The following is a 15,028-nucleotide window of genomic DNA, read 5'->3' as shown; positions in this document are numbered from 1 at the left end:
TCTTTCGAGCGCCGCACCACTTTCCCCTCAACCGAGGAAGGCTGCCTTGCTGGCGGCGACGAAGTCCTCGAAGGACGTCGGCTTGCTGCCGGAGAGTGCCTCGGCATCGCCGGTGACGGCGGCGATCTTGCCTTCGCGCGTGTTGGCGTCGAAGGAAACGATTGTCGGGATGAAGCCTTCCGGCAGGCCGGCGGCCTTCAGGCCCTCGGCAAGCTGGGCGTCGGTGACATGCACCACCTTCAGCGGCTTTCCGGTCGCGGCGGAAACGACGGCGGCGATTTCCTCCGCCGTGCGGCTCTTCGTGCCAGTCAGCGTGTAGGTCCTGCTTTCATCGCCAGCCTTCAGCAGGGCGCCGGCAAGGGCCGCTGCCGTGTCGGCGCGCGTGATATGCGCGATCCTGCCTTCGCCGGTGGAGGTGTACCAGGCGCCGGCTTCCAGGGCATGCGGCAGCGACATGAAGAGGTTTTCCGCATACCAGCCGTCGCGCAGGATCGTGTAGGGAATGCCGGTCGCCTTGATGGCGTCCTCGGTGCCGAGATGGTCGGGGGCGAAGGTGACGAGCGAATCGTCCGGCTGCGGCATGGACGTGTAGAGGATGTGCTTCACGCCGGCCTTCCTGGCGGCGGCGACGGCTGCGGTGTGCTGGGTAAGGCGCTTGCCGGGCTGGTCGAGCGCGTCGGTGGAGACGATCAACACCTTGGTCGCGCCGGCGAAGGCGGCGTCGAGCGAGGCCGGGTCGTCGAAATCGGCGGCGCGGACGGTGACGCCCCTGGCGGCATAGTCCGCGAGCTTGGCCGTGTCGCGCGTGGTGGCGACGATGCCGGCGGGCGCGACCTTGCCGGAGGCGAGGAGCGCATCGAGGACGAGGCGGCCGAGCTGGCCGGAGGCGCCGGTGACGAGAAGCGTATCGGTCATGTCTTTCCCTTTCTGGCAGGAGCGGCGGGGAGGAGCCTCATGTCCTGCTGAATGTTGGTCTCTTATTGAGACTTGCTCTTATCCGGTAATCTGATAGAGCTTGTAAAGAAGGCAGTTTTTTCTGCGGTGGTTACCTGGAGGGAACCGGCTATGAACAGGATCGTCGATCGTGCGCGCGGGGAGCGGGTCTTGCTCATCGACGGCGTGCCCATGTCGATGGACGATTGCCCGGTGCGTGATGTGCTGGACAGCGTCGGCGGCAAGTGGACGTCGCTGATGATCCTCGGCCTTGCGGATGGCCCGCGCCGCTTCTCCGAATTGCGCCGTTTCATCCCGGATATCTCCCAGCGCATGCTGACCCAGACGCTGCGCGACCTGCAGCGCGACGGCTATCTCACGCGCACCGTCTATCCGACGCAGCCGCCGAGCGTGGAATACCGGCTGACGTCGCTCGGCCAATCCTTCCTTGCGCTTCTGCGCACGCTCGTGCAGTGGTCTACGGATCACCACACCGCGATCCGGGCCGCACGCACGGCCTATGATGCGGGGCAGGGCTGAGGCTCCCGCCATCGGGGCCGCATCGGGGACGGGCATGAAGCCATTGGATATCGGCATTGCCGGCGCGGGACCTGCGGGACTTGCGGCGGCGCTTTTTCTCTCGCGCGCCGGCCATCGGGTCGAACTGATCGAACGCTTCGACGCGCCGTCGCCGGTCGGCTCCGGCCTGCTGATGCAGCCGACCGGCCTCACGGTGCTGGATGCCCTCGGTCTCTCCCCGGCGATCCATGCGCTCGGCAACCGTATCGAGCGCCTGCACGGTGCGGATGCCCGCAGCGGCCGCACCGTCCTCGACGTGCGCTACGATGCGCTGGCCGGCGGACGCTACGGCCTTGCCGTGCATCGCGCCGCGCTGTTCTCCACCCTGCACGATGCGGTGGCGGCGGCGCGACTGCCCATCCGCACCGGCATCACGCTCGCCAAGGCCGAGACACGGCAATCCCGCACGGTGCTGCATGACGACGTCGGGGAGATCGTCGGCGATTACGATCTGGTGGTCGACGCGAGCGGTGCGCGCTCGCAGCTCGTCGCTGCCTCTGTCGTCGCGCCGAAGGTGAAGGAATTGCCCTGGGGTGCGTTCTGGGCGACGCTCGATTGCGAGGGGATCGCCCATGACGCCCGCGCGCTGACCCAGCGCTACGATGCCGCGAAGGTCATGATCGGCGTGCTGCCGGTCGGCCGGGCGCAGGCCGGCGGCGCGCGCAAGGCCGCCTTCTTCTGGAGCCTCAAGACTGCGGATGCGGATACCGTAAAACGGGAAGGGCTGGCGCGCTGGAAGGACCGCATCGCCGATTACTGGCCGCAGACCGTGCCGTTCCTCGACCAGATCGCGGATTGGGATCAGTTGACGCTGGCGCGTTATGCCCACCGCACCGCCTTGCCGCCCCATGCGGACGGCATCGCGTTCATCGGCGACAGCGCCCATTCCACCAGTCCGCAGCTCGGGCAGGGGGCCAATATGGCCTTGCTCGATGCGGCGGCGCTGGCGCATGCCCTTTCATCGGCGGCAACGCTTGAGGAGGCACTTGCCAGTTACGCGGATGCCCGGCGCAGTCATGTGCGGCTGTTCCAGCTCCTGTCCTACGTCTTCACGCCGTTCTACCAGTCGGATTCCCGTTCCATCGCCTGGCTGCGCGACCGGCTGGTCGCCACCGTCGCGAAAATTCCGCCGGCGCCGCAGATCCTTGCAGCCATCGTCTCAGGCACATTGGCCGACCCGTTTACACGGGCCGGCCTGCAGGAATGCGTATGGCTGGATGCCGCGCTTCGTGAGGCCTGAGACGGCTCAGGCAGCCTTGCTGGCGACGACCGGGCCGAGCGCGAAGTCGACGGCGGCGCGAGCATGGATCGCGGTCGAATCGAAGCCGGGCAGCGTCAGGGCGTCGGGATCGAGCAGCAGGCAGATCTCCGTGCAGCCGAGGATGACGCTGTCGGCGCCCGCGGCCCGCGCGGTCTCTATGAGAGCGAGAACGCGCTCGCGGGACGTGTCCAGCACCTTGCCCTGGCACAGTTCGTTGAAGATGACGCTGTGCATCAGCGCGCGGCCGGCTTCATCCGGCACCATGACGTCGAGACCGGCGTCCTTCATGCGGTTCGCATAGAAGCCGTGCTCCATCGTGTAGCGCGTGGCGAGCAGCAGCGGGCGGCGCTTGCCGGCCGCCAGAATGTCGCGTGCGACTTCGTCGATGATGTTGATGACGGGGGCGGAAACCGCTTCCTGCACGGCGTCGGCGACGAGATGCATGGTGTTGGTGCAGATCAGCACGCATTGCGCGCCGGCCTTTTCAAGACCGGCCGCGACCGCGCCGAGGCGCTCGCCCGCCGCATCCCAGCGACCCGCCTTCTGCAGGTCGACAATGGACTGGAAATCGACCGAATGCACCAGCACGTCGGCCGAATGCAGGCCGCCGAGCCGCTCGCGCGCCGCCTCGTTGATCATGCGATAATAGACTGCCGTGCTCTCGAAGCTCATGCCGCCGATAAGGCCGATCGTCTTCATGGTCGTTTCCCCGCTGGTGTTTCGATGACGACTAGAATGCAGCGGAGAGGACGGCGATTGTTCGCAAAGTTCCGGGCATTTTGGGCGGAGGCCGACAATCCCTCTTGTGAATTGGCGTTCAGGCGCGCTTAATTCGCGCCTCGTTTGGTTTTGAAAGGGAATCTCGGCGTGCTTGATGAGCGGGACAGAAAATTGCTGGCGCTTCTGCAGGAGGATGCGGGCGCGCCCGTCGCGGCGCTGGCGGAGAAGGTGAACCTGTCGCTTTCCGCCTGCGCCCGGCGCATCCAGCGGCTGGAGGAAAGCGGGCATATCGCCGGCAGGGTCGCCCTGCTCGACCGGGACAGGATGGGCGTGCCCACCACGGTCTTCGCCCTCATCAAGACGGCGCATCACAGCGACGAGTGGATCGCGCTGTTTTCGCGGGCGATCGCGGATATTCCCGAAGTGGTGGAGGCGCACCGGCTGACGGGCAACTACGACTACATATTGAAGGTCGTGCTGCCGCGGGTCGAGCATTACGATGTGGTCTACAAGCGCATCGTGCGCAAGGTCGAGTTGTTCGACGTCTCGGCCTCCATTTCGATGGAGGTGCTGAAGAGCGGCACGCGCCTGCCGGTGGAGCACGCCGAATAGCGGACACAAAAAAGGCCGGTCGAAACCGGCCTTTTCAATCAGTCGGCGAAACGCCGGATCAGGCTGCTTCGAGCTGATCGGCAGACATCTTGCCGGACTTGCGGTCGCGGACCAGCTCGAAGCTGACCTTCTGACCTTCGTTGAGGCCGGCGAGGCCTGCGCGCTGTACGGCGGAGATGTGGACGAAAACGTCCGGTTCACCGCTGTCCTGCTGAATGAAGCCGTAGCCCTTGGTCGTGTTGAACCACTTTACGGTACCAGTTGCCATGACGAAACCTTTCCTAAGCCGTCAAATCAATCGTCGGTCGCCGGTCGGCGACCATGGGTGGTCGAATTTGAAGGGGAAGTTCGTCAAGGTGCGGGCGAACCCGCAAATGCAGAAGTCATCGTTCAAATCTCGATGCGGGAGAAATAGGTGCTTCTCCGTCTCGGGTCAAGCTTTCCGCTCAGTCTTCTGCCGGGCCTGCAAATGGCGAAAGGGGCGCGGCCGGCAGCCGCGCCCCTTTCGGATGGTGTCTGGCGATCAATTGATCTCGACGAGATTGCGTTCGTCGCAATGGCGAACCTTGGTGCGGCGGCCATTCGCATCGTAAAGGACGCGGAAGTTGGTCGAGCAGTAGGCGCCGCCCTTGCCGGCAATGACGACGGGCTTCTTGTGCTTCACCGGGGGAACGTTGGCGTAGTCGCCACGGCCTTCATGGTGGCCGCCGCCGCCGTTGTTGCCGCCGTGGCTGGTGCGGCCGCCGCCGGTCGAGCTGCCGCCACCACCGGTCGAGCTGCCGCCGCCGACGCTGGCGGAATGGGTGGCGACCTGGGCGAAGGACGGGGTTGCGGCGGCGCCGAGGACGGTGACGAGGGCGAGGGAAATAAGGGTGATCTTGCGCATGGGGTTCTCTCCTTGGGTTGGCAGAGCGTTTCGTTTCGCTCTTGAACTGGATAATCCCACAGCCCCCCGGGTCTGGCTGTCACCGCGGGAACAGGGCCGGAAAGGCGCGCCAAAAAAGAAGAGGCCCCGTTTCCGGGGCCCCTTGTCGTGTTGCTATTATGAGTGTCAGGCGGGTCGTCGCTTGTCGACGCGGTTATGGTCGAGGAAGGAGGCGATGGCGGCCTCGCCGTAGAGGCGGCGCTGCTCGGTGAGCGCCGTGGCGATGCAGGCGGCATCGCCGAAGGTGGCGATCTTCACCTCGGCCGTAGCCGGATTGCGGGCCAATGCATCGGCCGCGATCTCCGCCAGGGTGCGCGGCAGGATATCCGTGCAGTCATGCATGCTTTCGAAGACGGCGCTTATGGGAACGACGTGGTCCTCGTAGATCACCATCGGCTCGGCGCGTTCGTCTTCCCAGGCGTCGAATGCCTCCAGGGCATCGCCGAACAGTTGCTGCAGAGTGATGGGAGCATGTCCTTCGTGAAGGTCTGGCAGGAAATTCAACATTTTCTGTCTCCTTGGCGTAAGGGCGATTGGCTTCGTACTCCTGACTGAGGCCCGGGTTTTGGCCGGCCGGCGCACGGGGCGAGCGGCCTGCCGCACCGCAGGTCTCACAAATCTTAACCGGCGGAAACGGATTGGGAAGCGAAAAATTTTATCCGGACCCACGATGAAGGGGCATCGCCTTGGACTTCTGTTTCAAATCAGCGAGATAGCAGAAAGAAAATTTCTGTCCGATTGTGCGTTGCGGCAATCCACCCTGCCGGATCTCCATGGCGGATCGAGCCGTTTACGGCTGGATTCGGCCGGGCAAATCACCGCGCGGTCCGGGATTGGAAGAAGCCTGTTGACCGGAACGGTGGAGAGCGCTAGAAGATGCCGAACCGTACGGTACGGTACGCAAATTGAACAGGTGAACATCTTGCAGATCTGGGAGCAGGGACATGCCGGCGCGGCGGCCGCGGGACTGACGGAACGTCAGGGCGCGGTGCTGGAGCGTGCGCTCGGCCTGCTCGTGGAGGGCGGGGAGCGCGCGTTGACCACCGCGGGCGTGGCGCGTGCGGCCAACTGTTCCAAGGAAAGCCTCTACAAGTGGTTCGGCGACCGCGACGGGCTGATCTCGGCGATGATCGCCTATCAGGCCGGCAAGGTGCGCACCGTCGAGGTGGAGGCCGGCAAGCTGACGGCGGAAACGCTGCGCCAGCATCTCGTCGCTTTCGCGCGCGATCTGATCGACGTGCTTTCGGGCGATGTGTCGCTCGCGCTCAACCGTCTCGCCATCGGCCAGGCGAGCCGCGAGGGGGCCGGGCTCGGCCGTCTTCTGCAGGAGCGCGGTCGCCGGCCGATCGGCAGGCGCGCCGCCGCGCTTCTCGAAGCGGGCCGCAAAGCGAAGTTGCTTGCTTTCGACAGTGCTGACGAGGCATACGGCACGCTCTACGGCCTCATCGTCTCGGACATGCATCTGCGCATGCTTCTCGGCGAGGATGCCGCAGCGCTCAAAAAGGAATTCTCGCCGCGTGCGGAGAGGGCCGTGGAGGCCTTCCTGACACTTCACGGTGTGAAAGGATAGACCGGCAGGGAAAGCCGCCGGTTCGGATGAAACAGACAAGCAAAGGGAAGGAACCATCGATGCGCGTCTATTACGATCGTGATGCCGATCTCAACCTCATCAAGGCGAAGAACGTCGCCATCGTCGGCTATGGCTCGCAGGGCCGTGCGCACGCTCTCAACCTCAAGGATTCCGGCGCCAAGAACGTCGTGATCGCGCTCAAGGCCGGTTCGCCGACCGTCAAGAAGGCCGAAGCCGACGGCTTCAAGGTCATGACCGTCGCCGAAGCTGCCAAGTGGGCCGACCTCCTGATGATGGCGACGCCGGACGAGCTGCAGGCCGACATCTACAAGGGCGAAATCGCCGGCAACATCCGTGACGGCGCGGCCATCGCGTTTGCCCACGGCCTCAACGTCCATTTCGGCCTCATCGAGCCGAAGGCCACCGTCGACGTCGTCATGATCGCGCCGAAGGGCCCGGGCCACACGGTTCGCGGCGAATACCAGAAGGGCGGCGGCGTTCCCTGCCTCGTCGCCGTTCACCAGAACGCTTCCGGTAACGCGCTTGACGTTGCCCTGTCCTACGCCTGCGGCGTTGGCGGCGGCCGTTCGGGCATCATCGAGACCAACTTCAAGGAAGAGTGCGAAACCGACCTCTTCGGCGAGCAGGTCGTTCTGTGCGGCGGTCTCGTCGAGCTGATCCGCGCCGGTTTCGAAACGCTGGTCGAAGCCGGCTACGCGCCGGAAATGGCCTATTTCGAGTGCCTGCATGAAGTGAAGCTCATCGTCGACCTGATCTATGAAGGCGGCATCGCCAACATGAACTACTCGATCTCGAACACGGCCGAGTGGGGCGAATACGTCACGGGCCCGCGCATCATCACCGCCGAAACGAAGGCCGAGATGAAGCGCGTCCTCACCGACATCCAGACCGGCAAGTTCACCTCCGAGTGGATGCAGGAATGGAAGGCCGGCGGCGCACGCTTCAAGGGCATCCGCCGCAACAACGACTCGCACCAGATCGAGGAAGTCGGCGCGAAGCTTCGCGGCATGATGCCCTGGATCGGCAAGAACAAGCTGGTCGACAAGGCCGTCAACTAAGCTTTTCCGCTTTCGCGGGAAAACGGGCCGGGCGGCTTTCCGCCCGGTCCTCTATTTCAGTAGATTTGAAATAGTGCAGCGCATCCTTCCGCTCTATCGCGGCGCAGCAAGTAATAAACTTGCGCGAAAGCCTGAATGGGAACAAAATACGCAAGTGTTTCGTTCCGCTGTCAGGAGGATAGTGCGATGACCACGATTTTCCAATACTTCGCCTGGTTCGATCTTTTTATCCTGGGCAGTATAGCCATGCTCGTGCTGCTCAGCCTTTACGGAGACCGGACGACCTGACCGCTGCCGCCGCAAGTGCCGGCAGGCGTGGCGGTTGCGCATGCAATGGGTTTGCGCGGGCATCGGGTTTCGCGCGTCTTTTTCGATGCGAATATTTAGGTCAGTATTATTGACATAAATACTTCGCCGTGATGATGTGCGGGTCAAACAACAAGCCCGAGGAAACCCCTATGTTCAAATGGGAACAGGCCTTCGCGACCCGTGCGTCGCGTATGAAGGCATCCGAAATCCGCGAATTGCTGAAGCTGCTGGAGCGGCCGGACATCATCTCGTTTGCCGGCGGCATCCCGGATCCGGCGCTGTTCCCGAAGGAGGCGTTCTCCGCCGCCTATACGGATGTGCTGGCGGGCGAGGGCGCGGCAGCGGGCCTGCAATATTCCGTCAGCGAGGGCTACAAGCCGCTGCGGGACTGGCTTGCCGGCGAAATGGGCAAGATCGGCATTCCCTGCACGGCGGAGAACGTCTTCATCGTTTCCGGCTCGCAGCAGGGCCTCGATTATCTCGGCAAGCTGTTCCTGTCCCCGAAGGACACGGCGCTCGTCACCTGGCCGACCTATCTCGGCGCGCTGCAGGCCTTCAACGCCTATGAGCCGACCTACGACCAGCTCAACCTGACGGGCAACCGCACGCCGGAAGCCTATCGCGCGACCGCGGCGGATGCCGGCGGCCGGGTCAAGTTCGCCTATCTCTCCGCCGATTTCGCCAACCCGACCGGCGAAACGGTCGACCGCGCCGGCCGCGAGAAGCTGCTGAAGCTGGCCGAGGAGCTGGATATCCCCGTCATCGAGGACGCCGCCTACCAGTCGCTGCGCTATGACGGCGAGGCGGTCCCGCCGATCCTGGCGCTGGAAATTGCCGAGAAGGGCAGCATCGACGCCGCGCGCACCATCTATTGCGGCAGCTTCTCCAAGACGCTCGCACCGGGCCTGCGCGTCGGCTACATCGTCGCGGCAGCGCCCGTCATCCGCAAGCTCGTGCTGATGAAGCAGGCGGCGGACCTGCATTCCTCGACCATCAACCAGATGGCCATCGCCCATGTCGCCGAGCGCGGCTTCGACGCGCAGGTCGCCAAGATTCGCGCGGCCTACAGCCATCGCCGCAACGTCATGCTGGCCGCTCTCGATAAGTACATGCCGGAAGGCGTGACGTGGACGAAGCCCGAGGGCGGCATGTTCGTCTGGGTCACCTTGCCGGTTGGCATGGACGGCGCGAAGCTGCTCGCCCGTTCCATCGAGACGGAAAAGGTCGCCTTCGTTCCCGGTCAGGCTTTCCATGCCGATGGCAGCGGCGCGAACACCCTGCGCCTCAGCTTCTCCTGCGCCAACGATGTGACGATCGAAGAAGGCATCTCCCGCCTTGGCCGGTTGCTCGCCAGCGAGCGTCTGGCGGCTTAACCGTCGCGGTTGCCCCTCACCCTAACCCTCTCCCCGCAAGCGGGGAGAGGGGACTTGCCCCACGCAATGTTGAAGAATTGCGGAAAACGGCGCGGCATATCTCCTTCTCCCCGCAGCCAAGGAGACGGTGGCCGGCAGGCCGGATGAGGGGCTATTCGGCAAGCCAGGCCAGCGCCGTCTCGAAGACCAGATCCGGCAGCACCTCGAACGTATAGGGCGCGTGTACGCGCTCCCATTTCTGGTGATAGTCGCGCCCCCACGGTCCGATATTGACCGTCGGGAAAGACAGCAGCCCTTCCGGCGCATCGTCCGTGAAGGCCGCCGAGGGCGTGTTGCCGGCAAGCAGCCCGGTCTCGCCGGCGTCCGGCCGGTGGCCGAAGAAGCTCATGTCGGAAATGCCCGCGAAAATCTGCTTGAACTTGATCGATGTGCCGTGCCGCGTCGCGGCGGCATCCATCACGCCCTGTAGCATGCCCTGCAGGCTGCCGCCGGTCGAAGCGCGCTGCAGATGCACCAGCGGATAATGCAGGCTGCCGAAGCCGACGATGACCGCCGGCCCTTCGATGCCCGCTTCGGTCACGGCCGCCGAGACGATCTCGCGGCTGACCTTCAGCGGGTCGGTGCCGCCGGCGAGCGAACGGTCCAGCGCTTCGAGCCGCGCCAGGGCCGCCGAACCGCCGCGTGCCTTCAAGCGCTCCAGCAGCTCGGCATAGGTGAGCACGAGACCCTCGGTCCGGCCTGTGTCCCGGTTGCGGTAGCGGGCGGCATGGGCGTCCTGCGTTTCGAGCGCCGTTTGCAGCGCGCCGGAGACGAGCGCCCTGAATTCCCCAAGAATATCGCCGGCGCTGCGGCGGTGGGTCAGCCAGTTGAAGGAGAGCCAGACGCGGTCCGGCGTCGTCACGTCGTAGCCGTCGCGGATGTCGCGCGCTTCCAGGCAGACGGGCGGCGGGGAGCGCTCGCCGAAGGCCTCGTCGCTGAGTTCCGGTACGGTATCCATGGCGCGCACGATCTCGGCGCTGATGCGGTGGGCGCTGGTGCCGTTGAAGGGGTAGCCGGCATGGGTCGGGCGGCCGATGACGAAGGCGAAGGGCGCGAACTTGCCGATGGAGCCGAGATAGACCGCCCGGCCTTCCTCGCCGTCGCGTTCGCAGCTCGACGCATCGAGATTGATGCCGCCGACGATATCGAGGTCGAAGCGGCGGGCGATCTCCGGCAGGGCATTGCGCAGGCTGCGCATGCCGCGCGAGCGGTTCTCCTCGTCCGGTGTGGCCACGAAGAGGATGTTGCCCTCGGGGGCTTCCAGCCCGGCGAAACGCTCCAGCGCCGCGATACCGGCGGCAAGGCCGCTCTTCATGTCGAGCAGGCCGCGCCCGGCGATGAAGTCGCCGCTTTCGAAGTCCCTGAGCGCTTTCGTCTCCGCGCCGTTCAGCGGGCGGCTGCGCAGCTCGTCGAGCAGAGCCTGCGTCAGCGGCTCCGGCTCGCAGGCGAGCGGCGCGAGCGTGCCGTAATTGGTGATGGAGACGGTATCGAAATGGCCGGCCAGCACCACCGTCCGCCGCCCGCTGCCGCGCACCAGCGCCACGACGTTCCGCGTCAGCGGCTCGCCATGGCTGTCGACGGTGAAGAGCTGGTCCGGGTGGCTTTTGAAATAGGCGGTCTCGGCAAGATGGGTGCGCAGTTTTTCGGAAAAGGACGCCTCGTCCGCCGAACCCGTCACGCTCGGCCAGCGGGTCATCATCAGCGAAAGGTCCCGGCTGCGGCGGGCGGCGGTGCGAAGGGCGGTTTCGTTCGTCTGGGACATGGGGCCTGCCGATGGAGGTTGCATTCAGGAGATTGCAAGGCTAGCCAAGGATGACGGCAAGCGAAACGGCAATCTTTTGCGAAAATCGCACCTTGGATTAGCATTTCGCAAGCCATAACTGACATTTCGGCAGCGGATATGGATACGGTAGACCGGAAACTTCTCGCCTTGCTGCGCAAGGACGGCCGCGCGTCGCTTTCGGCGCTTGCAGCCGAATTGAACGTCTCGCGCGGCACGGTGCAGAACCGCATCGAGCGGCTGACGCGCGACGGCGTCATCGCCGGTTTTTCCGTGCGGGTGACGGAGGCAGACGATCCCCATGCCGTGCGGGCCATCATGATGATCGAGATCACCGGCCAGAAGACGCTGGCCGCGATCAAGGCGCTGCGCGGTATTCCGCAAGTGCGCGCCCTGCACACCACCAACGGGGCGTGGGACCTCGTCGCGGAGCTTCACGCGGACAATCTCGTCGAGTTCGAGCGGGTGCTGCGCGGCATCCGTGCCATGGACGGTGTCTCGAAATCCGAGACCAGCCTGCTTCTCACAACCCTCTGAGCGCCGCCCGTCAGGGCATGACGATATCGATTTCCTCGCCGGTCGAGGAATAGGTGACGCGCCCGCCCTTCCAGCCGTCATCGGCCTCCAGCCGGATTTCCAGTGTCACCTTGCCATCCGGCGAGGGCACCATGAAAGTCCCGTCCGGCGTCGGCAACTGGCCGATGGAGAAGGTGTAGCGCGCCAGCGCCATTTCCGAACCGACCTGCAGCCGTGCGAAGGTGCGGGCCGTCAGCTCATTGAGTTTTTCCGCCGAGAAGAAGGCGAGGTCGCTCATCCGGTAGAGCTGCTCGGGCCGGAACTCCGCATCCCAGGGCATCATCATGCTGGATGCGGTGATGCCGTTGTCATTGGCGTTGTAGTCGGCCATCGTGCCGGGCTTGTCGGGCACTTCGGCAAGAATGCGCATCGAATCGCTGGTGATGCTGATCTCGGAATATCGGGCGTTCCTGCCGAATTCCCGGCCGAGCATGGCGAGCTTCTCGGCCGTCGTCTTCGGCTCCAGCCAGTTCTGCGCCGGCTGGCCGGCCGCCCCGCCGACGAGGCTCATGAGAAGCAACAGGGGCATAAACGCCCGCGCCATGCTGGATGCAACTGCCATGACCGTTCTCCCGCCGTCGCCGGAACACGCATCGTCCGTGAGGAGATGACGGGAGGGCGGGGCGGTTTATTCCGGTGATGCAGGCTGGCCTGTGAAAAGCGCTTCCCATTGCCGGTCAGCCGGCTACACTCCGGCGGCATTCCCGGAAGGACCTCATGTCGCTACGCCTTGCCACCTTCAATATCGAAAACCTCATGACCCGCTTCGATTTCACGGGTTTTCGCAACCAGATTCGGCAGGATCGCGTGCTGCGCCTGTTCGACATCCGCAACGAGGCGGAATATCAGCGGCTGGAGGAGGCGCGCACCGTCGCCCATACGGACGACACGCGCCAGCATTCGGCGCTCGCCATCGCCGATGCGGATGCCGATATCCTCTGCCTGCAGGAAACTGACAACATGGCGGCGCTGCAGGCCTTCGAATACGGCTATCTCTTCCGCATGGTCGGCAACGGCTACCGCCAGAAATATCTCATCGAGGGCAATGACAGCCGCGGCATCGACGTTTCCGTGTTGATGCGCGAGGAGACGCGCGACGGCCAGCGGATCGAATGCGTCGATATCCGCAGCCATGCCTCCGTCACCTACCGCGATTTCGGCCTCTATACGCCGGATCTCGGCTCGGGCCTCAACCCGGACGACAAGATCTTCAAGCGCGACTGCCTGGAAATGGACCTGCGCATCGGCGGGCGGCCGCTGACGCTCTATGTCGTGCATTTCAAATCGATGGGGCCGGGCAGGGAGGGCATGGACGGACGCCAGTCGACCATGCCGGTGCGCATGGCCGAGGCGCGGGCGGTGCGCCGCATCGTCGAGAACCGCTTCGGCGCCGGGCGCACGGCCGACAAGGCCTTCGCCATCTGCGGCGACATGAACGACTACCAGGAAAAGCTCGCCATCGAGGGCGACCGGCGCAACGGCTACCGATTCGTGCCGCAGCAGGAGCCGGTGAGCGCGCTCGACACCTTCACCGAAGGCGGCTTTGCGGTGAACCCGATGCTGCGCCGGCCGGTGGACGACCGCTGGACGCTCTACCACAGCCGCGGCCCGGAGGAGCGCCATCTCTGCCAGCTCGACTATATCTGGCTGTCGCCCTCGCTGGCCGAGCGCAATGCCCACCATGTCCCCGAGATCATCCGTGCCGGCCAGCCGTTCCGCACGATCTTCCCGCCGGGACAGGAGGTGGAACGCTATCCGCGTGTCGGCTGGGACCGGCCGAAGGCCTCGGACCATTGCCCCGTCGTCATGACGCTCGACCTTTGAGCCGTTTTCCCTTGCCCGCGGCAAAGGCCTCGGGCAGGCTGGTGCGAAAATCGAATACGGAGAATGCCTTGTCCCGCCGCTACGCCATCTACGACGTCTTCACCGATACGCGCCTTGCCGGCAACCCGCTGGCCGTCGTCTTCGATGCCGATGGCCTGGAGGATGGGGCGATGCAGCGCATCGCCGGCGAGTTCAACCTGTCCGAGACGGTGTTCGTGAAGACGGCGGAAAATCCGGCGCACACCGCGCGCCTGCGTATCTTCACGCCCGGCCGCGAACTGCCCTTCGCCGGCCATCCGACAGTGGGCGCGGCCATCGCCATCGCCGAGGTCACCGGCAACGGGCAGGCAGGCCCGAGCGACCAGGTGAGCGTGCTGGAGGAGAATGTCGGCCCGGTGCGCTGTGCGGTCCGGCTCGGCGCGGGCGGCGCGGCCTTTGCCGAATTCGACGTGCCGCGCAAATCCGTACGCCTCGACGCGACCTTCGACCGGCAGGCGCTCGCCGATGCCTTCAGCCTGAAGCCCAGCCAGATCGGCTTCGAGAATCACCAGCCGACGCTCTGGAGCGCCGGCGTCGCCTTCGTCATGGTTCCGGTGCACGACCTGGCGGCGGCAGCGGCCGTGGAGTTCGATCCAACGCTCTGGGAGCGCTGCGCGCCCTTTGCCGAAGGACGGCTCGCCTCGGCCTATCTCTATTGCCGCGGCGGCGTGAACCACAATGCGAAATTCCATGCCCGCATGTTCGCGCCCGACATGGGCATATCGGAGGACCCGGCGACGGGGGCGGCGGTCGCCGCGCTGTCTGGCGCCATCCACGCCTTCGACAGGCTGGTGGACGGTCACCATCCGCTTCTCATCGAGCAGGGCGTCGAAATGGGCCGCCCCTCGCTGATCCACCTGCATCTCGACATATCCGGCGGCGTCATCGCCGGCGCACGCATCGGCGGCGAGGCGGTGCGCACCGCATCCGGCACGCTGGATTTGTGACATTCGTTTTGCGCTGCGAAAGAAATTTGTCCCGCGGCGCATTTTTTTTGGACCAGCGTATAGACAAGCCCCGAGAACGCCTTTATACGCCCCTCCAGCACCGCAGCAGCGGTCAAGTGGGTGATTAGCTCAGTTGGTAGAGCAGCTGACTCTTAATCAGCGGGTCCACGGTTCGAGCCCGTGATCACCCACCAAATACAACTACTTAGCGGTTTTCTACCAACCCGCATCCTACGGAAAACGGAAAGTTATACACTTTCATTCTCTGTTCTCTCCGCGCCTGAGGGCATCGCCGGCTGAGTGGCCGGAAATCTCCGAAATCAGTTTGATCTCCTCGTCGTGCGACTTGTCTCGGCGCGCATATGAGCAGGTTATCGCGGCTCCCCCAAAGCCTTGGCAGGTGGCACCTCTGACGCCACCGACTTGACCATTCCGATGAAATTCACTTCACCGGAATGGTCC

The 15,028-nt window shown here is 64.7% G+C and carries 16 protein-coding genes and 1 tRNA gene; 10 read left to right on the top strand and 7 right to left on the bottom strand.

Annotated elements, in window-relative coordinates; genetic code table 11:
* Window positions 1–27: 27 nt before the first annotated feature.
* Window positions 28–915 carry an SDR family oxidoreductase gene (locus K8M09_RS10090; RefSeq protein WP_160785952.1) on the bottom strand — a complete coding sequence of 296 codons (888 nt, stop codon included), beginning with the start codon at window positions 913–915 and terminating at the stop codon, window positions 28–30.
* A 150-nt stretch (window positions 916–1,065) separates the two neighbouring features.
* On the opposite strand from K8M09_RS10090, the gene K8M09_RS10085 reads away from it, so the two are divergent.
* On the top strand, window positions 1,066–1,473 hold the full coding sequence (locus tag K8M09_RS10085; protein WP_160785951.1) for a winged helix-turn-helix transcriptional regulator: 408 nt from the start codon (window positions 1,066–1,068) through the stop codon (window positions 1,471–1,473).
* Between the two features lie 34 nt (window positions 1,474–1,507).
* Window positions 1,508–2,752: an FAD-dependent oxidoreductase gene (locus K8M09_RS10080; RefSeq protein ID WP_160785950.1), complete on the top strand. Its 1,245-nt coding sequence runs from the start codon at window positions 1,508–1,510 to the stop codon at window positions 2,750–2,752.
* Window positions 2,753–2,758: 6 nt separating this feature from the next.
* Here the strand turns inward: K8M09_RS10080 and K8M09_RS10075 are convergent, their stop codons facing one another.
* Window positions 2,759–3,472 (bottom strand): aspartate/glutamate racemase family protein, encoded by a 714-nt coding sequence (locus K8M09_RS10075; RefSeq protein ID WP_160785949.1) that lies wholly within the window; start codon window positions 3,470–3,472, stop codon window positions 2,759–2,761.
* Window positions 3,473–3,640: 168 nt separating this feature from the next.
* Here K8M09_RS10075 and K8M09_RS10070 point away from each other — a divergent pair, with 168 nt between their 5' ends.
* Window positions 3,641–4,105, top strand: coding sequence for an Lrp/AsnC family transcriptional regulator (locus tag K8M09_RS10070; RefSeq protein WP_160785948.1), 465 nt, complete (start codon window positions 3,641–3,643; stop codon window positions 4,103–4,105).
* 58 nt (window positions 4,106–4,163) lie between these two features.
* Here K8M09_RS10070 and K8M09_RS10065 read toward each other — a convergent pair whose 3' ends face one another.
* From K8M09_RS10065 to K8M09_RS10055, 3 genes are all read right to left on the bottom strand, one after another.
* A complete protein-coding gene (locus K8M09_RS10065; RefSeq protein ID WP_160785947.1) occupies window positions 4,164–4,373 on the bottom strand; it encodes a cold-shock protein in 210 nt (69 codons plus the stop codon).
* 255 nt (window positions 4,374–4,628) lie between these two features.
* On the bottom strand, window positions 4,629–4,991 hold the full coding sequence (locus K8M09_RS10060; RefSeq protein WP_160785946.1) for a hypothetical protein: 363 nt from the start codon (window positions 4,989–4,991) through the stop codon (window positions 4,629–4,631).
* A gap of 165 nt (window positions 4,992–5,156) precedes the next feature.
* Window positions 5,157–5,537: a BRA0787 family protein gene (locus tag K8M09_RS10055; protein WP_160785945.1), complete on the bottom strand. Its 381-nt coding sequence runs from the start codon at window positions 5,535–5,537 to the stop codon at window positions 5,157–5,159.
* A 415-nt stretch (window positions 5,538–5,952) separates the two neighbouring features.
* Here K8M09_RS10055 and K8M09_RS10050 point away from each other — a divergent pair, with 415 nt between their 5' ends.
* The 3 genes from K8M09_RS10050 to K8M09_RS10040 all read left to right on the top strand — a co-directional run bounded on the left by K8M09_RS10050 (window position 5,953) and on the right by K8M09_RS10040 (window position 9,361).
* Window positions 5,953–6,600: a TetR/AcrR family transcriptional regulator C-terminal domain-containing protein gene (locus K8M09_RS10050; protein WP_160785944.1), complete on the top strand. Its 648-nt coding sequence runs from the start codon at window positions 5,953–5,955 to the stop codon at window positions 6,598–6,600.
* A 59-nt stretch (window positions 6,601–6,659) separates the two neighbouring features.
* The gene (gene ilvC, locus K8M09_RS10045) at window positions 6,660–7,679 is read left to right on the top strand and encodes a ketol-acid reductoisomerase (RefSeq protein WP_160785943.1); all 1,020 of its coding nucleotides are present in this window, start codon (window positions 6,660–6,662) and stop codon (window positions 7,677–7,679) included.
* A gap of 458 nt (window positions 7,680–8,137) precedes the next feature.
* A complete protein-coding gene (locus K8M09_RS10040) occupies window positions 8,138–9,361 on the top strand; it encodes an aminotransferase-like domain-containing protein (RefSeq protein ID WP_160785942.1) in 1,224 nt (407 codons plus the stop codon).
* A gap of 151 nt (window positions 9,362–9,512) precedes the next feature.
* Here the strand turns inward: K8M09_RS10040 and K8M09_RS10035 are convergent, their stop codons facing one another.
* A complete protein-coding gene (locus K8M09_RS10035) occupies window positions 9,513–11,162 on the bottom strand; it encodes a M20/M25/M40 family metallo-hydrolase (protein ID WP_229342283.1) in 1,650 nt (549 codons plus the stop codon).
* Between the two features lie 138 nt (window positions 11,163–11,300).
* Here K8M09_RS10035 and K8M09_RS10030 point away from each other — a divergent pair, with 138 nt between their 5' ends.
* Complete coding sequence (locus tag K8M09_RS10030) at window positions 11,301–11,717, top strand: Lrp/AsnC family transcriptional regulator (RefSeq protein WP_160785941.1); 417 nt, start codon at window positions 11,301–11,303, stop codon at window positions 11,715–11,717.
* 10 nt (window positions 11,718–11,727) lie between these two features.
* Here the strand turns inward: K8M09_RS10030 and K8M09_RS10025 are convergent, their stop codons facing one another.
* Complete coding sequence (locus tag K8M09_RS10025) at window positions 11,728–12,318, bottom strand: hypothetical protein (protein WP_160785940.1); 591 nt, start codon at window positions 12,316–12,318, stop codon at window positions 11,728–11,730.
* Between the two features lie 155 nt (window positions 12,319–12,473).
* On the opposite strand from K8M09_RS10025, the gene K8M09_RS10020 reads away from it, so the two are divergent.
* From K8M09_RS10020 to K8M09_RS10010, 3 genes are all read left to right on the top strand, one after another.
* Entirely contained in the window at window positions 12,474–13,580 is a 1,107-nt protein-coding gene (locus K8M09_RS10020) for an endonuclease/exonuclease/phosphatase family protein (RefSeq protein WP_160785939.1), read from the top strand.
* 68 nt (window positions 13,581–13,648) lie between these two features.
* Window positions 13,649–14,566, top strand: a complete 918-nt coding sequence (locus K8M09_RS10015; RefSeq protein ID WP_160785938.1) for a PhzF family phenazine biosynthesis protein — start codon at window positions 13,649–13,651, stop codon at window positions 14,564–14,566.
* A gap of 118 nt (window positions 14,567–14,684) precedes the next feature.
* Window positions 14,685–14,760: transfer RNA gene (locus tag K8M09_RS10010), tRNA-Lys, on the top strand.
* The last annotated feature ends 268 nt before the right edge of the window (window positions 14,761–15,028 follow it).

Source organism: Shinella zoogloeoides (genome assembly GCF_020883495.1).
GTDB classification, from domain to species: Bacteria; Pseudomonadota; Alphaproteobacteria; order Rhizobiales; family Rhizobiaceae; genus Shinella; species Shinella zoogloeoides.
This window is presented reverse-complemented; position numbering and strand designations above follow the sequence as displayed.

What these genes read in the sequence shown, in the direction of transcription:
- K8M09_RS10065 (WP_160785947.1), bottom strand. Translation starts at nt 4,373, where the DNA reads ATGGCAACTGGTACCGTAAAGTGGTTCAACACGACCAAGGGCTACGGC.
- K8M09_RS10025 (WP_160785940.1), bottom strand. Translation starts at nt 12,318, where the DNA reads ATGGCAGTTGCATCCAGCATGGCGCGGGCGTTTATGCCCCTGTTGCTT.
- K8M09_RS10090 (WP_160785952.1), bottom strand. Translation starts at nt 915, where the DNA reads ATGACCGATACGCTTCTCGTCACCGGCGCCTCCGGCCAGCTCGGCCGC.
- K8M09_RS10075 (WP_160785949.1), bottom strand. Translation starts at nt 3,472, where the DNA reads ATGAAGACGATCGGCCTTATCGGCGGCATGAGCTTCGAGAGCACGGCA.
- K8M09_RS10085 (WP_160785951.1), top strand. Translation starts at nt 1,066, where the DNA reads ATGAACAGGATCGTCGATCGTGCGCGCGGGGAGCGGGTCTTGCTCATC.
- ilvC (WP_160785943.1), top strand. Translation starts at nt 6,660, where the DNA reads ATGCGCGTCTATTACGATCGTGATGCCGATCTCAACCTCATCAAGGCG.
- K8M09_RS10035 (WP_229342283.1), bottom strand. Translation starts at nt 11,162, where the DNA reads ATGTCCCAGACGAACGAAACCGCCCTTCGCACCGCCGCCCGCCGCAGC.
- K8M09_RS10060 (WP_160785946.1), bottom strand. Translation starts at nt 4,991, where the DNA reads ATGCGCAAGATCACCCTTATTTCCCTCGCCCTCGTCACCGTCCTCGGC.
- K8M09_RS10055 (WP_160785945.1), bottom strand. Translation starts at nt 5,537, where the DNA reads ATGTTGAATTTCCTGCCAGACCTTCACGAAGGACATGCTCCCATCACT.
- K8M09_RS10020 (WP_160785939.1), top strand. Translation starts at nt 12,474, where the DNA reads ATGTCGCTACGCCTTGCCACCTTCAATATCGAAAACCTCATGACCCGC.
- K8M09_RS10030 (WP_160785941.1), top strand. Translation starts at nt 11,301, where the DNA reads ATGGATACGGTAGACCGGAAACTTCTCGCCTTGCTGCGCAAGGACGGC.
- K8M09_RS10080 (WP_160785950.1), top strand. Translation starts at nt 1,508, where the DNA reads ATGAAGCCATTGGATATCGGCATTGCCGGCGCGGGACCTGCGGGACTT.
- K8M09_RS10040 (WP_160785942.1), top strand. Translation starts at nt 8,138, where the DNA reads ATGTTCAAATGGGAACAGGCCTTCGCGACCCGTGCGTCGCGTATGAAG.